At 44.5% G+C, this 22,138-nt stretch carries 16 protein-coding genes; 12 read left to right on the top strand and 4 right to left on the bottom strand.

The window, feature by feature from the left end:
- The first annotated feature begins 264 nt into the window (after positions 1 to 264).
- The 10 genes from KTR07_RS15360 (at position 265) to rpiB (ending at position 14,610) form a co-directional block, all read left to right on the top strand.
- On the top strand, positions 265 to 1,404 hold the full coding sequence (locus KTR07_RS15360) for an aldose epimerase family protein (protein WP_070750060.1): 1,140 nt from the start codon (positions 265 to 267) through the stop codon (positions 1,402 to 1,404).
- Between the two features lie 25 nt (positions 1,405 to 1,429).
- A complete protein-coding gene (locus tag KTR07_RS15355) occupies positions 1,430 to 3,124 on the top strand; it encodes a sodium:solute symporter (RefSeq protein ID WP_008766122.1) in 1,695 nt (564 codons plus the stop codon).
- Positions 3,125 to 3,145: 21 nt separating this feature from the next.
- Positions 3,146 to 3,823, top strand: a complete 678-nt coding sequence (locus KTR07_RS15350; protein WP_008760645.1) for an NUDIX domain-containing protein — start codon at positions 3,146 to 3,148, stop codon at positions 3,821 to 3,823.
- A gap of 5 nt (positions 3,824 to 3,828) precedes the next feature.
- The gene (locus KTR07_RS15345; RefSeq protein ID WP_016267882.1) at positions 3,829 to 4,512 is read left to right on the top strand and encodes an L-ribulose-5-phosphate 4-epimerase; all 684 of its coding nucleotides are present in this window, start codon (positions 3,829 to 3,831) and stop codon (positions 4,510 to 4,512) included.
- 36 nt (positions 4,513 to 4,548) lie between these two features.
- Positions 4,549 to 6,078, top strand: coding sequence for an L-arabinose isomerase (gene araA / locus KTR07_RS15340; protein WP_008760642.1), 1,530 nt, complete (start codon positions 4,549 to 4,551; stop codon positions 6,076 to 6,078).
- 189 nt (positions 6,079 to 6,267) lie between these two features.
- Complete coding sequence (locus KTR07_RS15335) at positions 6,268 to 7,863, top strand: xylulokinase (RefSeq protein ID WP_048696526.1); 1,596 nt, start codon at positions 6,268 to 6,270, stop codon at positions 7,861 to 7,863.
- 104 nt (positions 7,864 to 7,967) lie between these two features.
- The gene (locus KTR07_RS15330; protein ID WP_055229354.1) at positions 7,968 to 10,376 is read left to right on the top strand and encodes a glycoside hydrolase family 127 protein; all 2,409 of its coding nucleotides are present in this window, start codon (positions 7,968 to 7,970) and stop codon (positions 10,374 to 10,376) included.
- 69 nt (positions 10,377 to 10,445) lie between these two features.
- The gene (locus KTR07_RS15325; RefSeq protein WP_011107210.1) at positions 10,446 to 11,990 is read left to right on the top strand and encodes an alpha-N-arabinofuranosidase; all 1,545 of its coding nucleotides are present in this window, start codon (positions 10,446 to 10,448) and stop codon (positions 11,988 to 11,990) included.
- A gap of 176 nt (positions 11,991 to 12,166) precedes the next feature.
- The gene (locus KTR07_RS15320) at positions 12,167 to 14,176 is read left to right on the top strand and encodes a transketolase (RefSeq protein ID WP_008766126.1); all 2,010 of its coding nucleotides are present in this window, start codon (positions 12,167 to 12,169) and stop codon (positions 14,174 to 14,176) included.
- Positions 14,176 to 14,610, top strand: coding sequence for a ribose 5-phosphate isomerase B (gene rpiB / locus KTR07_RS15315; protein WP_008766127.1), 435 nt, complete (start codon positions 14,176 to 14,178; stop codon positions 14,608 to 14,610). Before KTR07_RS15320 ends, rpiB begins: the two co-directional genes overlap by 1 nt.
- A gap of 189 nt (positions 14,611 to 14,799) precedes the next feature.
- On the opposite strand, the gene KTR07_RS15310 is transcribed toward rpiB, so the two are convergent.
- On the bottom strand, positions 14,800 to 15,510 hold the full coding sequence (locus KTR07_RS15310) for a hypothetical protein (RefSeq protein ID WP_008766128.1): 711 nt from the start codon (positions 15,508 to 15,510) through the stop codon (positions 14,800 to 14,802).
- Between the two features lie 52 nt (positions 15,511 to 15,562).
- Positions 15,563 to 16,408, bottom strand: coding sequence for a hypothetical protein (locus KTR07_RS15305; protein WP_008766129.1), 846 nt, complete (start codon positions 16,406 to 16,408; stop codon positions 15,563 to 15,565).
- 392 nt (positions 16,409 to 16,800) lie between these two features.
- Here KTR07_RS15305 and KTR07_RS15300 point away from each other — a divergent pair, with 392 nt between their 5' ends.
- Both KTR07_RS15300 and KTR07_RS15295 read left to right on the top strand, forming a co-directional pair.
- Positions 16,801 to 17,817: a methylcobamide--CoM methyltransferase gene (locus KTR07_RS15300; RefSeq protein ID WP_008766130.1), complete on the top strand. Its 1,017-nt coding sequence runs from the start codon at positions 16,801 to 16,803 to the stop codon at positions 17,815 to 17,817.
- A gap of 28 nt (positions 17,818 to 17,845) precedes the next feature.
- Complete coding sequence (locus KTR07_RS15295; RefSeq protein WP_055229357.1) at positions 17,846 to 18,619, top strand: vitamin B12 dependent-methionine synthase activation domain-containing protein; 774 nt, start codon at positions 17,846 to 17,848, stop codon at positions 18,617 to 18,619.
- Positions 18,620 to 18,726: 107 nt separating this feature from the next.
- Here KTR07_RS15295 and KTR07_RS15290 read toward each other — a convergent pair whose 3' ends face one another.
- Positions 18,727 to 20,298: a sodium:solute symporter gene (locus KTR07_RS15290; protein ID WP_008766132.1), complete on the bottom strand. Its 1,572-nt coding sequence runs from the start codon at positions 20,296 to 20,298 to the stop codon at positions 18,727 to 18,729.
- A 28-nt stretch (positions 20,299 to 20,326) separates the two neighbouring features.
- Positions 20,327 to 22,135: a corrinoid protein gene (locus tag KTR07_RS15285; RefSeq protein ID WP_008760633.1), complete on the bottom strand. Its 1,809-nt coding sequence runs from the start codon at positions 22,133 to 22,135 to the stop codon at positions 20,327 to 20,329.
- Positions 22,136 to 22,138 lie beyond the last annotated feature (3 nt).

The following is a 22,138-nucleotide window of genomic DNA, read 5'->3' as shown; positions in this document are numbered from 1 at the left end:
AATATTTCATCTTTATTTTCGATTTTTGAAGTGTCAACTTATTCAGTACACTACAGAAACTATCCAGCTCTATATAGAAAGAGAAAATGCAATATAACGATCCCGCTCCGAAGACAGGAACATGCGATAGTTTTATACGTAACAGTAAAGTTCTTATCCTTTTATGTTGCACAACATATAAGAGTGTATTTGATACACCAAACAAAAGTGTTACTTTTACACCCAAAATAAGATAAGCATCTCATTTACATTAAAAATAAAACCATGAAAAAACATTTTCTACTTGCAGGAATTGCCGCGCTGATGCTTGCCGCGTGCAATAACAAGCCGGCTTCCGAGCTGACTTTATCCGGTCTTGACCCGGCAAAATTTCAAACAGAAGTGAACAATGCCCAAACAGCTCTTTATACCTTAAAGAATAAGGCGGGTATGGAAGTATGCATCACTAACTTCGGCGGACGTATCGTGTCCATCATGGTGCCCGACAAGAACGGCAAGATGCAGGATGTAGTTTTAGGTTTTGACAGCATTGCTGATTATATTAATGTACCCAGTGATTTCGGTGCTTCTATCGGCCGTTACGCCAACCGCATCAACCAAGGGCGTTTTGTTCTGGACGGAGATACCATCCAACTGCCGCAAAACAACTTCGGCCACTGCCTGCACGGAGGCCCGAAAGGATGGCAATACCAAGTATACGAAGCCAACCTTATCAATCCGACAACACTGGAACTGACTCTTATCTCTCCGGACGGTGACGCGAATTTCCCCGGAAATGTGACTGCTAAAGTAACCTATCAACTGACAGATGACAACGCCATCGACATCAAGTACAGCGCTACTACCGACAAAAAGACAATCATCAACATGACCAACCACTCTTACTTCAATCTGGCTGGTGATCCGTCAAAAACATCGACAGACAACATCATGTATGTAAATGCAGATTACTATACTCCGGTAGACAGCACCTTCATGACAACCGGTGAGATCGCTCCGGTCAAAGATACTCCGATGGACTTCACTACTCCGAAAGCGGTAGGCAAAGATATCAACAACTACGACTTCGTCCAACTCAAGAACGGCAACGGATATGATCACAACTGGGTGCTCAACACCAAAGGTGACATCTCGCAGGTAGCTGCCAGACTGACGTCTCCCGAAACCGGAATCACATTGGAAGTATATACCAACGAACCGGGTATTCAGGTATACACAGGTAACTTCCTCGACGGAACCGTAAGCGGAAAGAAAGGCATCGTTTACAACCAACGTGCTTCTGTCTGCCTCGAAACACAACACTACCCCGACAGCCCCAACAAAGCCGACTGGCCGTCCGTTGTGCTGGAACCGGGACAAACGTACAACAGCGAATGTATCTTTAAATTCTCGACAGAGAAATAATATTAACTTATAAATCAAATTTATTGTGGAAGCATTAGATTGGCTAGTAATTGGAGTCTTCTTTTTGGCTCTGATAGGTATTATTGTTTGGGTAGTCAGACAAAAACAAAATGACTCGGCAGATTATTTCTTAGGCGGACGTGACGCAACATGGCTTGCGATCGGTGCCTCTATCTTCGCATCAAACATCGGTTCGGAACACTTGATCGGACTGGCGGGAGCAGGAGCTTCAAGCGGTATGGCGATGGCTCACTGGGAAATTCAGGGATGGATGATCCTGATTCTGGGATGGGTATTCGTACCTTTCTATTCACGAAGCATGGTATACACGATGCCGGAATTTCTGGAACGCCGTTACAATCCTCAGTCACGTACCATCTTATCGGTCATCTCACTGGTAAGTTATGTATTGACCAAGGTAGCAGTGACAGTATATGCCGGCGGACTGGTATTCCAGCAAGTATTCGGCATCAAGGAACTCTGGGGAATCGACTTCTTCTGGATTGCCGCCATCGGACTGGTAGTTCTCACTGCACTATATACGATCTTCGGTGGTATGAAATCGGTACTTTATACTTCTGTACTTCAGACTCCGATTCTTCTGTTAGGTTCGTTGATTATCCTTGTGCTCGGTTTCAAAGAACTGGGAGGCTGGGACGAAATGATGAGAGTGTGCGGTGCTGTGACGGTAAACGATTATGGTGACACCATGACCAATCTGATCCGCAGCAACGATGATGCGAACTTCCCTTGGCTGGGTGCACTTATCGGTTCTGCCATTATCGGTTTCTGGTACTGGTGTACTGACCAGTTCATCGTACAACGTGTACTTTCCGGAAAGAATGAAAAAGAGGCTCGTCGCGGTACTATCTTCGGCGCTTACCTGAAGCTGTTGCCTGTATTCCTGTTCCTGATTCCGGGTATGATTGCTTTCGCATTACATCAGAAATATATCGGTGCCGGTGGCGAAGGTTTCCTCCCGATGCTTGCCAATGGTACTGCCAACGCTGACGCCGCCTTCCCTACTCTGGTAGCTAAATTGCTTCCTGCCGGTGTGAAAGGTCTGGTAGTATGCGGTATCCTCGCTGCCTTGATGAGTTCGCTGGCTTCACTGTTCAACTCATCTGCCATGTTGTTTACAATCGATTTCTACAAACGCTTCCGTCCGGAGACTCCGGAAAAGAAACTGGTGGGTATTGGTCAGATAGCAACGGTAGTGATCGTAATCCTCGGTATTCTCTGGATTCCTATCATGCGTAGCGTAGGTGATGTACTTTATACTTATTTGCAGGACGTTCAGTCTGTATTGGCTCCGGGTATTGCCGCTGCCTTCCTGCTGGGTATCTGCTGGAAACGTACTTCCGCACAAGGTGGTATGTGGGGATTGATCGCCGGTATGATCATCGGTCTGACTCGTCTGGGTGCCAAAGTATATTACAGCAACGCAGGTGAAGTGGCAGATTCTACCTTCAAATATTTGTTCTACGATATGAACTGGCTGTTCTTCTGCGGATGGATGTTCCTGTTCTGTATCATCGTAGTCATCGTAGTCAGCCTTGCCACGGAAGCTCCGACAGCTGAAAAGATTCAGGGACTGGTATTCGGCACAGCTACTAAAGAACAAAAAGCGGCTACCCGTGCAAGCTGGGATCACTGGGATATCATTCATACAGTAATCATCCTTGCTATCACAGGTGCCTTCTACTGGTATTTCTGGTAATTAAATAAATTCATTCAAACGATGAAAAACTATTATAGTTCGAATCCTACCTTCTATCTCGGTATCGACTGCATCATCTTTGGTTTTAATGAAGGCGAAATAAGCCTGCTGCTGCTGAAGAGAAACTTCGAACCGGCAATGGGCGAATGGTCACTGATGGGAGGATTCGTGCAAAAAGACGAAAGCGTGGACGACGCTGCCAAACGTGTACTGGCTGAACTTACAGGTTTGGAAAACGTATACATGGAACAGGTGGGAGCCTTCGGCGCCATCGACCGCGATCCGGGCGAAAGGGTAGTTTCGATTGCCTACTATGCGCTGATCAACATCAATGAGTACGACCGCGAACTGGTTCAGAAGCACAATGCTTACTGGGTAAACATCAACGAACTCCCCGCACTGATTTTCGACCATCCGGAGATGGTCGATAAAGCACGGGAGATGATGAAACAGAAAGCATCTGTCGAGCCTATCGGATTCAATCTGTTGCCGAAGCTGTTCACACTGTCCCAACTGCAAAGTCTCTACGAAGCTATTTACGGCGAACCGATGGACAAACGGAATTTCCGCAAGCGTGTCGCAGAAATGGACTTTATCGAAAAGACGGATAAAATCGATAAACTGGGTTCCAAACGGGGTGCAGCCTTGTATAAATTCAACGGCAAAGCCTACCGCAAGGACCCGAAATTTAAATTATAATCAATATGCTGGAAGAACTGAAAGAAAAAGTATTTCATGCCAATCTCGAATTGGTAAAGCATGGATTAGTCATCTTTACATGGGGAAATGTTTCTGCCATCGACCGTGAAACGGGACTGGTAGTCATCAAACCCAGTGGAGTCAGTTATGATGATATGAAAGCGGAAGATATGGTAGTAGTGGACCTGGATGGCAAAGTCGTCGAAGGACGGCTGAAGCCATCCTCAGATACTCCTACTCACGTGGTACTCTACAAAGCATTCCCCGAAATCGGCGGAGTGGTGCATACCCACTCTACTTATGCTACCGCATGGGCGCAGGCCGGTTGTGATATCCCTAATATCGGAACAACTCACGCTGACTATTTCCATGATGCAATCCCCTGCACAGCGGATATGACGGAAGCTGAAGTAAAAGGTGCCTATGAACTGGAAACCGGAAACGTGATCGTAAAACGTTTCGAAGGCCTGAACCCTGTACATACACCGGGAGTATTGGTCAAGAATCATGGTCCTTTCTCTTGGGGAAAAGACGCACACGATGCCGTACACAATGCAGTAGTGATGGAACAAGTTGCCAAAATGGCAAGCATTGCTTATGCCGTGAATCCCAATTTAACAATGAACCCGCTGCTGGTAGAGAAACACTTCAGCCGCAAGCATGGTCCGAACGCTTACTACGGACAATAAAACGAGTAAAGATTATAAATTAAAAATTAAAACATTATGAATAACGTATTTGATCAGTATGAAGTATGGTTCGTAACAGGAGCACAGCTCTTGTACGGAGGTGATGCAGTAATCGCAGTAGACGCACACTCTAACGAAATGGTTAACGGTCTGAATGAATCGGGCAAACTTCCTGTTAAAGTAGTATACAAAGGAACGGCCAACTCTTCTAAAGAGGTGGAAGCTGTATTCAAAGCAGCCAACAACGATGACAAATGTGTAGGCGTCATCACTTGGATGCATACTTTCTCTCCTGCTAAAATGTGGATTCATGGTCTGCAACAATTAAAGAAACCATTGCTGCACCTGCATACTCAATTCAACAAGGAAATTCCTTGGGATACAATGGATATGGACTTTATGAATCTGAACCAGTCAGCTCACGGCGACCGCGAGTTCGGACATATCTGTACCCGTATGCGCATCCGTCGCAAAGTAGTGGTAGGCTACTGGAAAGAAGAAGAAACATTGCATAAGATTGCTGTCTGGATGCGTGTTTGCGCAGGTTGGGCTGACTCTCAGGATATGCTGATCATCCGTTTCGGCGATCAGATGAATAATGTAGCCGTAACCGATGGTGACAAGGTAGAAGCAGAACAACGCATGGGCTATCATGTAGATTATTGCCCGGCAAGCGAGCTGATGGAATATCACAAAGATATCAAAAATGCTGATGTAGATGCTTTGGTAGCTACTTACTTCAATGACTACGATCATGACGCTTCTCTGGAAGACAAATCAACCGAAGCTTATCAGAAAGTATGGAATGCTGCCAAAGCCGAGCTTGCTCTCCGTGCTATCCTCAAAGCGAAAGGCGCCAAAGGATTCACTACCAACTTTGACGATCTGGGTCAGACTGACGGTAGCTATTTCGATCAGATTCCGGGACTGGCTTCTCAACGCCTGATGGCAGAAGGCTACGGATTCGGTGCTGAAGGTGACTGGAAATCGGCTGCTCTTTATCGTACTGTATGGGTAATGAATCAGGGACTTCCGAAAGGCTGTTCATTCCTCGAAGACTATACACTGAACTTTGATGGTGCCAACAGTTCTATCCTACAGTCACATATGTTGGAGATCTGTCCGCTTATCGCAGCTAACAAGCCTCGTCTGGAAGTACACTTCCTCGGCATAGGTATCCGTAAGAGCCAGACTGCCCGCCTTGTGTTCACTTCAAAGACAGGAACAGGCTGCACCGCAACTGTAGTGGATATGGGTAACCGTTTCCGTCTGATCGTAAACGATGTAGAATGTATCGAACCGAAACCACTTCCGAAATTGCCGGTTGCTTCCGCACTCTGGATTCCGATGCCTAACCTCGAAGTAGGCGCAGGCGCATGGATTCTGGCCGGTGGAACTCACCACTCTTGCTTCTCATACGACTTGACAGCAGAATACTGGGAAGATTATGCAGAAATCGCAGGCATCGAAATGGTACATATCAATAAAGATACGACTATCAGCTGCTTCAAGAAAGAACTGCGCATGAATGAAGTATATTATATGCTGAACAAAGCGCTTTGCTAAAAAACAATCACTGAGTCCACTTAAAAAAATCGGTACCATCTCCATTGGTACCGACTTTTTAGTCACACACAATATGGATACTGGCGACTTTTAATTCAACCCGAATTAAAGACACTTCCGCCTTTTGAAAGCAGACTCAGTTTTTGTTCTCCACACTTATTGTTATACCTTAAAATATCGGTTTCCAACATGAAATTAGATGCAAAATCAACCATCGAGACAGGTAAAGCCATCCTTGGCATAGAACTCGGTTCTACACGAATAAAAGCTGTTCTGATTGACCAGGAAAACAAACCTATCGCTCAAGGCAGCCACACATGGGAAAATCAACTGGTCAACGGACTTTGGACTTACAGCATTGATGCCATCTGGTCCGGACTGCAAGATTGCTACGCCGACCTCCGCTCCAACGTGAAGAAATTATACGACACAGAGCTCGAAACACTGGCAGCCATCGGTGTCAGCGCCATGATGCATGGTTACATGCCTTTCAATGAAAAAGAAGAAATCCTCGTGCCTTTCCGCACTTGGAGAAATACCAATACAGGCCGTGCTGCGGCAGAATTATCCGAATTATTTGTCTATAACATCCCTTTGAGATGGAGCATTTCTCATTTGTACCAGGCTATTCTGGACAACGAAGCGCACGTCAAAGACATCAAGTTCCTGACAACTCTTGCAGGTTATGTACATTGGCAGATAACAGGCGAAAAGGTGTTGGGCATTGGTGACGCATCGGGTATGCTCCCCATAGATCCGACTACCAACAACTATTCCGCCGAAATGGTGGCCAAATTCAACAATCTGATTGCTTCGAAAGAATACAGTTGGAAACTGGAAGACATTCTGCCCAAAGTATTGTCGGCTGGTGAAAATGCCGGTGTCCTCACACCGGAAGGCTGTAAAAAACTCGATGCATCCGGTCATCTGAAGGCAGGAATACCGGTCTGCCCACCGGAAGGAGACGCAGGCACCGGCATGGTAGCAACCAACGCCGTCAAACAACGCACCGGCAACGTATCGGCAGGTACTTCTTCTTTCTCTATGATCGTATTGGAAAAAGAGTTGTCGAAGCCATACGAAATGATCGACATGGTCACCACTCCCGACGGAAGCCTCGTAGCCATGGTACATTGCAACAACTGTACTTCGGATCTTAACGCATGGGTCAACCTGTTCAAAGAATACCAAGAACTTCTGGGTATACCTGTAGATATGGATGAACTCTATGGCAAACTTTATAACATTGCCCTTACCGGTGATACCGATTGCGGTGGTCTCCTCTCCTACAACTACATTTCAGGCGAACCTGTTACGGGACTTGCCGAGGGAAGACCTTTGTTCGTACGTTCGGCCAATGACAAGTTCAACCTTGCAAACTTTATGCGGGCTCATTTGTACGCCTCAGTCGGAGTTCTCAAGATTGGCAACGACATCTTGTTCAACGAAGAAAAGATCAAAGTCGACAGAATCACAGGTCACGGAGGATTGTTCAGAACCAAAGGAGTCGGTCAAAGAGTACTTGCAGCAGCCATCAACTCGCCCATATCTGTTATGGAAACAGCCGGTGAAGGCGGTGCATGGGGAATTGCCCTGCTGGGTTCTTACCTGGTAAACAATAAAAAGGGGCAATCTCTTGCCGATTTCCTGGATGAAAGTGTATTTGTCAGCGATGCTGGTGTCGAGGTATCACCCACACCCGAAGATGTAGCCGGCTTCAACACATACATCGAAAGCTACAAGGCAGGTTTGCCTATAGAAGAAGCAGCTGTCAAATTCAAATAAGCGGCTTCACGGAGACCTTTCTCCCCCTTTCCCTGAATTTAGTATTAACATAAATATCCTCATTCCCTCTCCTTTTTGGAGGGGGTCAGGGGGAAGCTATTATCATGAAAACCACCTCGTTCATACTTGCCCTTATTATATCCATCTCCATCGGAAAAGCCCAGACGAACCATCAGGTCTCTTACTTTTCCCTTCAAGATGTGAAGTTATTAAGCAGTCCTTTTCTGCAAGCTCAACAGACTGATTTACATTATATCTTAGCTCTCGACCCGGACAGATTATCAGCTCCTTTCCTTCGCGAAGCCGGACTGACACCCAAAGCCCCAAGCTATACCAACTGGGAGAATACAGGACTGGACGGTCACATCGGCGGACATTACCTTTCCGCACTTTCCATGATGTATGCCGCCACCGGAGATACGGCGATATACCACCGTCTCAACTATATGCTCAACGAACTACACCGTGCACAGCAAGCTGTCGGCACAGGATTTATCGGAGGAACACCCGGTAGCCTCCAACTTTGGAAAGAAATCAAAGCAGGTGACATTCGTGCCGGAGGCTTCAGCTTAAACGGCAAATGGGTACCCCTCTATAATATACACAAAACGTATGCCGGACTGCGGGACGCTTACCTGTATGTCCACAGCGATCTGGCACGTCAGATGCTGATTGATCTCACCGACTGGATGATTGATATTACTTCCGGTCTTAGCGACAACCAAATGCAGGATATGCTCCGCAGTGAACACGGCGGCTTAAATGAAACGTTTGCGGATGTAGCGGAAATAACAGGCGATAAGAAATACCTGGAACTGGCACGCCGTTTCTCTCATAAAGTCATTCTCGACCCGCTTATCAAAAACGAAGACAGGTTAAACGGAATGCATGCCAACACACAAATTCCTAAAGTAATCGGATACAAACGGGTAGCCGAAGTTTCAAAGGATGACAAAGACTGGAATCATGCAGCAGAATGGGATCATGCAGCCCGTTTTTTCTGGAATACCGTAGTCAATCACCGTTCCGTGTGTATCGGCGGGAATAGCGTACGCGAACATTTTCATCCATCAGACAACTTCACGTCTATGCTGAATGACGTTCAGGGACCGGAGACTTGCAATACTTACAACATGCTCCGGCTGACCAAAATGCTTTATCAGAACTCCGGAGACGTTGACAACTCCAACAAACCGGACCCACGTTATGTAGATTATTATGAACGTGCACTCTACAATCATATCCTGTCATCACAAGAACCGGATAAAGGCGGATTCGTCTACTTTACTCCGATGCGTCCCGGACATTATCGGGTATACTCGCAACCGGAAACATCGATGTGGTGCTGTGTCGGTTCAGGCTTGGAAAATCATACCAAGTATGGTGAATTTATTTATGCGCATCAACAAGATACGCTTTACGTCAATCTTTTTATTCCTTCACAACTGAACTGGAAAGAACAAGGCGTTACATTAACGCAGGAAACTCTCTTCCCCGATGATGAAAAAGTTACCTTACGAATAGACAAAGCCGCTAAGAAGAACCTGACATTAATGATTCGTATACCGGAATGGGCAGGAAACTCAAAAGGGTATGAAATCACCATCAACGGTAAGAAACACCTATCTGACATACAGACGGGAGCCAGTACGTACCTCCCAATCCGGCGTAAGTGGAAAAAAGGAGATATGATCACCTTCCATCTGCCTATGAAGGTCAGCCTGGAGCAGATTCCCGACAAGAAAGATTACTATGCTTTCTTATACGGTCCCATCGTTCTTGCAACTTCTACAGGAACAGAAAACCTTGACGGAATCTATGCAGACGACAGCCGCGGCGGTCACATTGCCCACGGTCGGCAAACACCTTTGCAGGAGATCCCGATGCTGATCGGGAATCCCGATTCTATCCGCCATTCTCTTCACAAACTGAGCGGAAGCAAACTAGCTTTTAGTTATGATGGAAACGTTTATCCGACACAAAAGAGTAAATCACTGGAGCTTATTCCGTTTTTCCGCCTGCATAATTCCCGTTATGCCGTTTACTTCCGCCAAGCCAGTGAAGAACAGTTCAAAACGATTCAGGAAGAAATGGCTACAGCCGAACGGAAAGCGACCGAACTGGCGAACCGGACAGTTGACCTGATCTTCCCCGGTGAACAGCAACCGGAATCTGATCATAGCATTCAATATGAAGCTTCCGAAACCGGAACCCACAAAGACCGTCATTTCCGCCGGGCTAAAGGTTGGTTCAGCTATAACCTGAAAATAAAAGAAGAAGCAAGCCAGCTTATGATCACCGTACGGCAAGAAGACCGTAACAAAGCAGTGATCCTGCTGAATAACGAAAAACTGACCGTTCATCCCACTGTGAGCAAAGCCGACAAAGACGGTTTTATCAGACTCTGTTATCTCCTGCCCCGTAAATTAAAAGTAGGAAGCTGCGAGATTCTTTTTAAGCCGGACGGAACAGAATGGACCTCTGCCGTTTATGAAGTACGCTTACTGAAGTAACCGTAAGAACAAGAGAATGATCATCGTAAAAATCAAACTTCTATATAATCATTTAAACAAATTCCATTTATGAAAGCAAAACTATTAGTCAGCACGGCCTTTCTGGCAGCCTCGGTATCTCTTTCTGCACAAAAGAGTGCTACCATCACTGTACATGCCGACCAAGGCAAAGAAATTATCCCGAAGGAAATCTACGGTCAATTTGCCGAACACCTGGGTTCATGTATCTACGGTGGTCTTTGGGTAGGCGAAAATTCGGATATTCCTAATATCAAAGGATACCGCACGGACGTATTTAATGCATTAAAAGACTTGTCTGTTCCTGTTCTCCGCTGGCCGGGCGGCTGCTTTGCAGACGAATATCACTGGATGGACGGTATCGGTCCCAAAGAAAACCGCCCGAAGATGGTGAACAACAACTGGGGAGGAACGATTGAAGACAACAGTTTCGGAACACACGAATTTCTGAACCTTTGCGAAATGCTGGGCTGCGAACCATATATAAGTGGAAACGTAGGCAGCGGCACGGTAGAAGAACTCGCCAAATGGGTGGAGTACATGACTTCCGACGGTGATTCTCCAATGGCAAATCTGCGTCGCAAGAATGGCCGAGACAAGGCATGGAAAGTAAAATATCTCGGTGTAGGAAATGAAAGCTGGGGATGCGGCGGCAGCATGCGTCCTGAATATTATGCCGATCTGTATCGCCGTTATTCTACTTATTGCCGTAACTATGACGGTAATCATCTGTTTAAGATAGCCAGTGGTGCCAGTGATTACGACTATAACTGGACGGATGTACTGATGAATCGTGTCGGTCACCGGATGCAAGGATTATCCTTACACTACTATACAGTTACAGGATGGAGCGGCAGCAAAGGTGCGGCAACCAAATTCAACAAAGATGATTTTTACTGGACGATGGGCAAATGTCTTGAAGTGGAAGATGTCATCAAAAAACATTGCGCCATCATGGACAAATATGATAAAGACAAGAAGATTGCCCTTTTGCTTGACGAATGGGGCACTTGGTGGGACGAAGAACCAGGAACGGTCAGAGGTCATCTGTATCAGCAAAACACATTGCGTGATGCCTTCGTTGCTTCTTTAAGCCTCGATGTATTCCACAAATATACCGACCGTCTGAAAATGGCGAACATCGCTCAGATAGTCAACGTTCTGCAATCTATGATCCTGACTAAAGACAAAGATATGGTACTTACTCCTACTTATTATGTATTTAAGATGTACAAAGTGCATCAGGATGCAACCTATCTTCCACTCGACCTGACTTGCGAGAAAATGAACGTACGCGATAACCGTACAGTTCCCATGGTCAGCGCAACAGCTTCTAAGAACAAGAACGGAGTGATCCATATTTCTCTCTCCAACGTAGATGCAGACAACGCACAGGAAATCACAGTCAATCTTCCGGACGTAAATGCCAAAAAGGCGATTGGAGAAATCCTGACTTCTGCTAATCTGACTGATTACAACTCTTTCGAAAAACCTAATATTGTAAAACCGGCTTCCTTCAAAGAGGTAAAAATCAATAAAGGAATTATGAAGGTAAAACTACCGGCTAAGTCAATTGTTACTTTAGAGTTACAGTAATCTAATAGTAAATACTTACTGTATTATAAACAAGAAGGCTGTTAAAAAGCCTACAAAAAAGATAGCTCTTTTGGATGGTTAATTACACATAAAGAGCTATCTTTGCCAACATTATGAGAAATATGCCAAGTAATTGGCACATTGACAGACTAGCAAATCTATTAATTATTAAAGATATGAACGATAATAAACTTATGAATCGTGCAGCGGATAACATCCGTATTCTTGCTGCTTCAATGGTTGAGAAAGCCAATTCCGGTCACCCGGGTGGCGCCATGGGTGGTGCTGACTTTGTAAATGTACTCTTCTCTGAGTTTCTAGTATACGATCCTGAAAATCCGCGTTGGGAAGGTCGTGACCGTTTCTTCCTTGATCCGGGTCATATGTCTCCGATGCTCTATTCTACATTGGCATTGACAGGTAAGTTCACTTTGGACGAACTAAAAGAATTTCGCCAATGGGGAAGCCCTACTCCGGGACATCCGGAAGTAGACATCATGCGTGGTATCGAAAATACTTCCGGTCCGCTGGGACAGGGACATACTTTCGCTGTAGGTGCCGCTATCGCAGCTAAATTCCTGAAAGCACGCTTCAATGAAGTAATGAATCAGACTATTTACGCATACATTTCCGATGGTGGTATTCAGGAAGAAATCTCTCAGGGTGCCGGACGCATTGCCGGTGCATTGGGACTGGACAACCTGATCATGTTCTACGACTCCAACGATATTCAGCTTTCTACAGAAACGAAAGATGTAACCGTTGAAGACACTGCCATGAAATATGAAGCATGGGGATGGAACGTACTCAGCATCAATGGTAATGATCCTGACGAAATCCGTGCAGCTATCAAAGAAGCTCAGACAGAAAAAGAGCGCCCGACTCTGATTATCGGTAAAACCGTTATGGGTAAAGGCGCACGCAAAGCAGACGGTAGCAGCTACGAAGCCAACTGTGCTACACACGGCGCTCCACTCGGTGGCGACGCCTATGTAAATACAATCAAGAATTTGGGTGGCGATCCTGTCAATCCGTTCGTGATTTTCCCGGAAGTAGCCGAACTGTATGCAAAGAGAGCAGCAGAATTAAAGAAAATCGTAGCTGAAAGATATGCAAAGAAGGCCAAATGGACCAAAGCCAATCCGGAACTGGCAGCTAAACTGGAAGCATTCTTCTCCGGCAAAGCTCCTAAAGTAGACTGGGCTGCCATCGAACAAAAAGCAGGTACTGCCACTCGTGCCGCTTCTGCAACTGTTCTGGGTGCTCTTGCAATGCAGGTAGAAAATATGATCGTTGCTTCTGCCGACCTTTCTAACTCTGACAAGACTGACGGTTTCCTGAAGAAAACTCATTCTTTCAAGAAGGGCGATTTCAGCGGTGCATTCTTCCAGGCCGGTGTATCTGAATTATCAATGGCTTGTATCTGTATCGGTATGTCACTTCACGGTGGTGTGATCGCTGCTTGCGGTACCTTCTTCGTATTCTCCGACTATATGAAACCTGCCGTACGTATGGCTGCTCTGATGGAACAGCCTGTGAAGTTCATCTGGACTCATGATGCATTCCGCGTAGGTGAAGACGGTCCTACTCATGAACCGGTAGAACAGGAAGCTCAAATCCGCCTGATGGAGAAACTGAAAAACCACAAGGGACACAACTCTATGTTGGTACTTCGTCCGGCTGATGCGGAAGAAACGACTATCGCATGGAAACTTGCCATGGAAAATATGTCTACTCCGACAGGTCTGATCTTCTCCCGTCAGAATATCGCTAACCTGCCTGCCGGAACTGATTACGAACAAGCAGCCAAGGGTGCTTATATCGTAGCCGGTTCAGACGAAAATCCGGATGTAATCCTGGTAGCTTCAGGTTCCGAAGTGTCTACTTTGGTAGCCGGTACAGAGTTGCTTCGCAAGGATGGCGTAAAAGTTCGTATCGTATCTGCACCATCAGAAGGTCTGTTCCGCAGCCAGTCTAAGGAATATCAGGAATCAGTTCTTCCGGCTGATGCCAAGATATTCGGTCTTACTGCCGGTTTGCCTGTCACTCTTCAAGGTCTGGTAGGTTGCCACGGCAAAGTATGGGGATTGGAATCTTTCGGTTTCTCTGCTCCTTACACAGTATTGGATGAAAAACTTGGATTTACTGCCGAGAACGTATATAATCAGGTAAAAGCAATGATTTAATGAAAACAATTGGATTAGCATGCGACCACGCCGGTTTTGAACTAAAAGAATATGTTCGCGGCTGGCTGGAAGTAAAAGGCTGGGCTTACAAAGATTTCGGAACCAACTCTGCCGCAAGCGTAGATTATCCGGACTATGCCCATCCGCTGGCCCTAGCAGTAGAATCGGGTGAATGTTATCCCGGTATTGCGATCTGCGGCAGCGGAAACGGAATCAACATGACTCTGAACAAGCATCAGGGAATACGTGCTGCTCTTTGCTGGAATGCAGAGATCGCACATCTGGCCCGTCAACATAATGACGCTAATATTCTCGTGATGCCGGGACGCTTCATCAGCACTGAGGAGGCGGACATGATATTGACAGAGTTCTTCTCAACACAGTTTGAGGGGGGACGCCATCAAAATCGTATTGATAAGATTCCGGTAAAATAATGCCTGAAAATCTATAAAAATAAGGTGGAATATTTAATAAATATCCCACCTTATTTTTAAAACATGAGGCTCAAGGAATATATAACCATAGTCTTTGTCTTCATTTTCCTTCTATATCTTTCTCAAGTTAAAGCCATCTACTATAACACATCTGTTGAAGAAGATTGCTATATACACTTATGACTAAGTTTACCATTGAACAATGTAATAAGACAATCCTATTTCCAAAGAGGGAACAATTAAATGAAATTTTTCACGAGGGCGTATAGACAATTCACCTATACTGGTATTTTTGTGAAGTCCTTTAATTTTAGCATACAAACAATTCACACCCAACCTAATTCCCAAGCGGGAGTCAAAAGCATATTCATAAGCAATCCCCATATTGCCTCCCACTGTCGAACATGTTGTATTATAATTCTCCAACTGCGATATTGTTCCCTTACTTCTATAATTAACATATCCAATACCAGCACTCACATACATAATCCCATCCAAAAATCCAGCCTGCCGTTTAATAAAAGAAATCTGCGGAGCTACATAATAGAACGATTTTTTTTCATTGATTCCCGATGATAGCACTCCATCATGTTTCTTTGTACCATTACTATAGTCATAATAAAACAATCCACATCCTATATTACTGTAAGGGGTATAAGTCATCAATTGTATTGAAGAAACAAAAGGAACATCATTTTTATTATTTCCTATATACCAAGAGCTGCTTCCATTTTTTTGTATACCAGTAAAACCAATCCCTAACCCGACATCCAAGATATATACTCGTTTATATGACTCGTTATTAGTTGAAACATTCAGTGAATCTTTCTGAGCATACAAAGAGTTGATACTGAACATCAAAGATATTAATCCCACTAGCAGGCATTTGTTTTGTTTCATAATAAGTGTGTTTAATAAAAAGAGAAAAAACGAAAGCTCCCTTAATCAATCATCATTTTGTTTCAACCCACAAAAATTTGCTATTTTCAGCAATAGCTATCATAGTTTTTAATCGAGAAACAGCTGATACATCTAAAGATGAAGCATCAATTTGGGCATATACTTGTTTAGTATAATCACGAACAGTTGATTTATCATCCATATTCACTAAACCATTAATATAACTCTCTACAAGCTGAAATTCAGATACTCGCTGAGGAAATTCTTGCTTCATTAAATTCATCAGTTGATCAACAGAAGTACTTTTCTTAACCAGATCCATTATTTCCAGCAATCTTGTCTGAAGCAACAGGGGCATTTCTTCTGTATATCCATAACTTTTCAATTTTTTGTTAGTAGAATTATATAAATAATAATTAGAAAAAGTACCATTAGCTATTACGGGATCTTCCCTCATCATATTATATATTGTCTTATTATGATCATTTCCAATTATTTCATAAGGTCTTAACGGAGCATCGTATACCTTCCAATTTGAACTCAAATGCCACCAATTTCTAGGAAGATCATCATCTGAAGCCGCACAAATAAGTGAGAATACAACAGCCGTAATCAAGCCACCTCTAGGTGTTAAACCTTTATTTACTCCCCAACCATAACCCCAAGCATCTCCTACAAGAAAACGCTTTATTCGATTCCAAAAGGGACCACGAGTCTGTATTTTATTAGCATTCAAGGTTTCTATAAAGTCTATTAACTCTTGAATTTCAACATCTTGTGTTTTTTCTTGATTTTGTTGTGTATTTATAACAACATCATTTGAGTTTGAACAAGAATAAAAACAATTCATTACAAGTAGTAATGAGACACAAAATACAATTTGCTTAATCGTCTTCATAATTTCAATTTTTAAAGTAGGTACTATTAAAGAATTACATTGCATCATTTTTCTATTTGCCATTATACCAAAAGAGAACTATATGATACTAATTTAACACCAAATATATTCGTTATTTTTGTAACGTCCAACTTATTATCGCATAAAGTGTAATAATTTCATCCTCTCCAGTACATTATCCGCCGAGATATTTTATATAATATGCCATTAAGATCAATGAAATGTTCAGTCTAAAATCCTTCACTTACGTTGATTCTAGTGCGTAAAATATCATAGATACAATTATGACACATAGTTTTTTATAATAATCATCTATTTTTTATGCAAACTTCAAGATTACAAAAGAACAATAATATCGTCTTACTATATGACGAAGTTAAAAAACAGAAGTTATGGGTAAACTGAATATGAAAGACTGGATCGGTCAGACGATCCTAAATAAAAAGGTCATTTCCATTCCTATCATGACACATCCGGGCATCGAGCTTATCGGAAAGACGGTTCATGATGCAGTAACGAACGGACAGGTGCATTATGAAGCAATCAAAGCGCTCTGCGACAAATATCCTGCTGCTGCCGCAACGGTTATCATGGATTTAACGGTAGAGGCGGAAGCATTCGGAGCCGAAATTATATTTCCGGAGAATGAAGTACCAAGCGTATCCGGTCGTTTGCTTGCAGACGAAGCTGCCATTGATGCCTTGGAAATACCAGCACTGAATAAAGGAAGGATCGCGCAATATCTCAAAGCGAATATGCTGACTGCAAAGAATATCACAGACCGTCCGGTGCTGGCTGGTTGTATCGGTCCTTATTCATTAGCGGGACGCTTATATGATATGTCTGAGATCATGATGCTGATTTATATCAACCCCGAGGCAGCCAACACTTTGCTGCGCAAATGTACCGATTTCATTATTCGGTACTGTATGGCCCTGAAAGCGACCGGAGTGAATGGAGTGGTAATGGCGGAACCTGCTGCCGGATTATTATCCAATGAAGATTGCCTGCAATACTCTTCTGTATTCGTAAAAGAAATAGTTGAGAAGGTTCAGGATGATCATTTCACCGTTGTACTTCATAATTGCGGGAATACAGGAAATTGCACCCAGGCTATGGTATATACGGGTGCGGCAGCCTATCATTTCGGAAATAAAATCAACATGGAAGAAGCATTGAAAGAAGTTCCTGCCGATGCTCTTGCGATGGGTAATCTTGATCCGGTCAGTCTTTTCAAGATGTCGAGTCCGGAGGAAATGAAAAAAGCGACTCTACAGTTATTGGAAGCCACTGCCGCATATCCGAACTTCGTTCTGTCGAGCGGTTGCGATATACCGCCATATACGCCATTAGCTAATATAAATGCTTTTTATACAGCATTGGAAGAGTTCAATGAAACTCGAAATTAGGCCGTCATTCAGCTAATGTCAGTTAATAATGATTGAGCAAGAACTCACTTATCAAGACTTACGAATCCTATCGTCCGAAATTTATGAAGCAATGGGATACAAAGATTCTATACCGGATCAGATGGTAATAGATGAGACTAATACGTTGCTAAAACGGGTTATTCCCCTGCTTCGCCCTCGGTTCGCATTCTTCTTTATGGAAGGTACACTTGATATCGAAAAAGAGACTCTTAGCGTACAAAGCATCCATCCACCCACTGTCAATCCTATACAAGACACCATTCCCACACGGAGCCCTGAGCAAAACACTTTTTCTACACAAAGTAAAAGTACCGTTTTCTCTGTTGGTAAAACCATCGCCCGTCAATTAAGAGGATCGGAAGCGTTTGTCTTTTTTGCAGCTACTGCCGGAACTGAGTTTGAGGTATTCCAGCATACGTTGCAACAAGAAGAAGATATGGTCAAAATATACATAGCAGACTCGTTAGGGAGTATTATTGCAGAAAAGACGGCTGATTGCATGGAAGTCGCTTTGGCTGAATATATACGGGAGAAGAACTGGAAACATACCAACCGATACAGTCCAGGATACTGTGGATGGCACGTTTCGGAACAACAAAAACTGTTCCCATTGTTCCCCATAGCTGCTCCCGGTGGCATCCGGTTGACAGATTCCAGCCTCATGGTCCCCATCAAATCAGTTAGTGGTGTTATCGGAACAGGCACTAATGTCCGCAAGCTTGAATACACTTGCGGACTGTGCACCTATGAAAACTGTTATCGCAAAAGAAAACACAGATAAATTTGCGATTGGGGGCTGACTAAAAGTCGGTAGTACCACCATTCTCCTCCTTCGGGAAGGAGGAGACTTAAGATACTATCGACTTTTTAGTCAGCTTTATATCTTCTTTAATGGCCATTAAAGAAGATATAAAGCCCTATCATAGTTACGATAAGCAACCCCCATAAGATAAGTACAATGCGGGCAGGCTTTTCTTCGATCTTCTCCATATTCAATATTGCCGTCTGAGGAGTCTTATCCAATAGACCGACAACTACCATCCCTATCCCGATAATAACGAACAGATAGAAGGATAATAACATAAAATGAGGCCATGCAGAATATTGATCCGCAGGAAATACCCATAGATACAATACACCTACTCCTATACTGAATACCGTCCCCACTGTCAGGGCAGCGTTAGCAGCCAACGTAGTCGTACGCTTCCAGAAAACGCCAAAAAGGAAAACTGCCGCCATAGGAGGTGCAATGAATCCCAATACAGACTGGAAAACATTGAATAAATTCAGTCCGTGAATGCTGTCAATGGCAATCGTTATGATTACCGATATCAGAGCACCGGCTACCGTCACCACTTGTCCGACCCGGATGATCTCCTTCTGCTTCGCCTGCGGGCGAATCTTCTTCACATAAATATCCATTGTAAACACGGTACTCAAAGCATTCAATGCCGATCCGATAGTACTGACAAGCGCGGCAGTCAACACAGCCAACACCAGCCCCACCATCCCGACAGGAAACAAATGGGTTACCATCGTCATATACGCCTCATCGGGATTCTCCAACTGCGGAAACAAGGCCAGACAGATGATACCCGGAAGAATATAAAGAGGAACATCCAGTATTTTGAGCCATCCGGTAAAGTTCGTTCCCAACTGTCCTTCTTTCAGACTTTTGGCTGCCAACACAGGCTGTACCATCGACTGATCCGTACACCAGAACCATACTCCCATCACAGGATATCCCAAAATAATCGGCAACCAAGGGAAAGCGGTATCATCATTCGGTCTGAACAGATTCCAGAAGTCTGCCGGAACGGCATCTGTCAGAGCCGATATACCACCAACTTTATAGATTCCTACAATAGCCAACGCAGCCGAAACAAGAATCAACAGGATCATCTGATAAACATTCGTGTAGGCAACCGCTTTCAATCCTCCGAGCATCGTAAAGAATGCGGATATGATCAGCAATATCAAAGCGGACTGCCACATCGGTATATCGAATACCTGACGAATCAGAACGCCACCCGCAAACAATGTCAATGCTAGCCAGGAAATCAAGATTGTAACAATCGTATACCATGCCAAGATATTACGGGTAGACTGTCCGAACCGCTTTCCCATAAACTCCGGCAAGGTGGAAACACGAGAACCCAAGTAACGGGGAGCGAAAACAAAAGCAAGCAGGCATATAAAAACGAAGGCATACCAGGCATAATTGCCCGAAACGATGCCGGTAGTAAATCCGGCGCTGGCAGAAGCTATCAACATAGACGGCCCCACATTAGTCCCCCACATGGAGAATCCGATGTGGTGCCATCTCAAAGAATGTTCCGCCAAAAAGAGACTGCTCCCCTTCTTTCGTTTGGAACTTGCCCATATACCAATGGCGATAAGAATCAGAAAATAGGCAATCAGAATGCCCCAATCCAGTGTGTCTAAGAATTTCGCGTGCATAATTCAAGTATTAACAATTAAAATATTCTTAATCTCTTTTCCCCATCAGCACTTTGGCGACCGCCACGGCAGTATTAGCATTATCACTATACCCGTCAGCACCGATTTCATCGGCAAATCCCTGACTCACGGGTGCTCCTCCGATCATCACTTTCACCTGATCGCGGATCCCCGCCTCTTCCAATGCCCGGATCACATCCTGCATATAAGTCATAGTGGTAGTCAGCAAGGCACTCATACATAAAATGTCCGCTTTGTTTTCCTTCACCGCTTCAACAAACTTGTCGCAAGTAACATCAATACCGATATTAATCACTTCGAAGCCACAACCTTCCAGCATGGAAGCCACGAGGTTCTTTCCAATGTCATGCAAATCTCCTTTTACAGTACCGATCACAATTTTCCCGATAGTAGCAGATGCATTCCCCGCCAGTAAAGGTTTCAAAAGTTCCAAAGCTCCTTTCATTGCACGCCCCGCCATGAGGAGCTGGGGGACAAAGGCCTTGCCGTCCTGAAAGCGCTGGCCGACTTCGCCCATAGCCGTAATCATATAGCCGTTGATAATATCCTGCGGAAGCACTCCGGCAGCAATGGCATCCTTTGTAACTTCAACAGCCGGTTCCAGTTTTCCGGCTACAATGGCATCATACAAAGGTTTCATCCGATCCTCTTCCTGAGACTTTTCTTCTCTGATCCGAATACTTTCCTGTGCATTATCCTGTTCTCCAACGGGTTGATTCGTGTGAACATCTGCAGACACAGACGAAGAAGAGCCGGTATATTCCTCAATGATTCTCATTGCCTGCTCCACTTCCCTCTCATTGTGGAAATCCATTTCCAGATGCACTCCGTCTGCCCCGATATGGTCCAACAAAGGTTTCAGTTCCTCCAGAGTCACCCAGCAAGCCATTACGCTCTTGCCTCCTGCCAATATCTTCTTATATAAATCGTACCACTTCGGAGAACCTCCCTGCGGCTCGCCGACACCGGGCGTCCATTGGATGGCATTCAGTTCTTCAATCTCCAGCAAGGCGGGAAGATGATGCATCGCTCCCACTCCATCAAGATGATAGAGCGTATAATCGATTTTCTGACATTGCTCACGAATAAACGGCTGCACAAAACGACGATAATCATCCTGACTGATCATGGTAGAAATATCGCTCTGCAACTTACTCATCTTGCCCGGAGCCCATGAAGAGAAATAGCAGAATGCCATTTCATCCCCTTCACGGATAATGTCGTAGAGTTCATCAAAGACTTTAAAATAGATGTCATTGATCTGCTGCATCTGTTGCTCCAGCACTTCGGGTTGCATCACCGTATCCAGCAATACCATATCCGTACCTTTCAAAGCTGCCAATACATCCAGTCCTTCCATCAGGTCGGGCATACCAACAAAGTAGTTTCCGTTGGCTTTAGCCTTACAGGCTTTCAGAAGTTCTTTATGCAAGAGCCAGTTCGGATGTTCGGGATTGAATACGATCTCATCATTAAAGTTCGGATCGGGATGTATCCAGATCGTATCTTCGCCTCCTTCAAATACTCCGCCCAGAATAGCAGCCAGCGAGCCGGGACCCAACTGAGTATTTGCAACAGGCAGCATATCCGCCATCAGACTACTGTGAGCGACATACCAATCCAGATATTCCGCCCGCCATTGAGGGTCGAACCACTTCTGCGACAAATCCCTTGCCGGAGCAGGTGGAGCAATGTCGGCGTGCGGTTTCACGCCTTCCTGAAAGTGTTCCCACATAGAAAGAATAATTCCTTTATGATTCCACCAATTTATATAACGCTGTTTCGTTTCTTCTAAGTTTGTTTTCCAAGTTTTCATCGC

It is taken from the genome of Bacteroides sp. MSK.20.82 (assembly GCF_019052485.1).
GTDB classification, from domain to species: domain Bacteria; phylum Bacteroidota; class Bacteroidia; order Bacteroidales; family Bacteroidaceae; genus Bacteroides; species Bacteroides thetaiotaomicron.
This window is presented reverse-complemented; position numbering and strand designations above follow the sequence as displayed.

What these genes read in the sequence shown, in the direction of transcription:
- KTR07_RS15360 (WP_070750060.1), top strand. Translation starts at nt 265, where the DNA reads ATGAAAAAACATTTTCTACTTGCAGGAATTGCCGCGCTGATGCTTGCC.
- KTR07_RS15350 (WP_008760645.1), top strand. Translation starts at nt 3,146, where the DNA reads ATGAAAAACTATTATAGTTCGAATCCTACCTTCTATCTCGGTATCGAC.
- KTR07_RS15345 (WP_016267882.1), top strand. Translation starts at nt 3,829, where the DNA reads ATGCTGGAAGAACTGAAAGAAAAAGTATTTCATGCCAATCTCGAATTG.
- araA (WP_008760642.1), top strand. Translation starts at nt 4,549, where the DNA reads ATGAATAACGTATTTGATCAGTATGAAGTATGGTTCGTAACAGGAGCA.
- KTR07_RS15335 (WP_048696526.1), top strand. Translation starts at nt 6,268, where the DNA reads ATGAAATTAGATGCAAAATCAACCATCGAGACAGGTAAAGCCATCCTT.
- KTR07_RS15330 (WP_055229354.1), top strand. Translation starts at nt 7,968, where the DNA reads ATGAAAACCACCTCGTTCATACTTGCCCTTATTATATCCATCTCCATC.
- KTR07_RS15325 (WP_011107210.1), top strand. Translation starts at nt 10,446, where the DNA reads ATGAAAGCAAAACTATTAGTCAGCACGGCCTTTCTGGCAGCCTCGGTA.
- KTR07_RS15320 (WP_008766126.1), top strand. Translation starts at nt 12,167, where the DNA reads ATGAACGATAATAAACTTATGAATCGTGCAGCGGATAACATCCGTATT.
- rpiB (WP_008766127.1), top strand. Translation starts at nt 14,176, where the DNA reads ATGAAAACAATTGGATTAGCATGCGACCACGCCGGTTTTGAACTAAAA.
- KTR07_RS15310 (WP_008766128.1), bottom strand. Translation starts at nt 15,510, where the DNA reads ATGAAACAAAACAAATGCCTGCTAGTGGGATTAATATCTTTGATGTTC.
- KTR07_RS15305 (WP_008766129.1), bottom strand. Translation starts at nt 16,408, where the DNA reads ATGAAGACGATTAAGCAAATTGTATTTTGTGTCTCATTACTACTTGTA.
- KTR07_RS15300 (WP_008766130.1), top strand. Translation starts at nt 16,801, where the DNA reads ATGGGTAAACTGAATATGAAAGACTGGATCGGTCAGACGATCCTAAAT.
- KTR07_RS15295 (WP_055229357.1), top strand. Translation starts at nt 17,846, where the DNA reads ATGATTGAGCAAGAACTCACTTATCAAGACTTACGAATCCTATCGTCC.
- KTR07_RS15290 (WP_008766132.1), bottom strand. Translation starts at nt 20,298, where the DNA reads ATGCACGCGAAATTCTTAGACACACTGGATTGGGGCATTCTGATTGCC.
- KTR07_RS15285 (WP_008760633.1), bottom strand. Translation starts at nt 22,135, where the DNA reads ATGAAAACTTGGAAAACAAACTTAGAAGAAACGAAACAGCGTTATATA.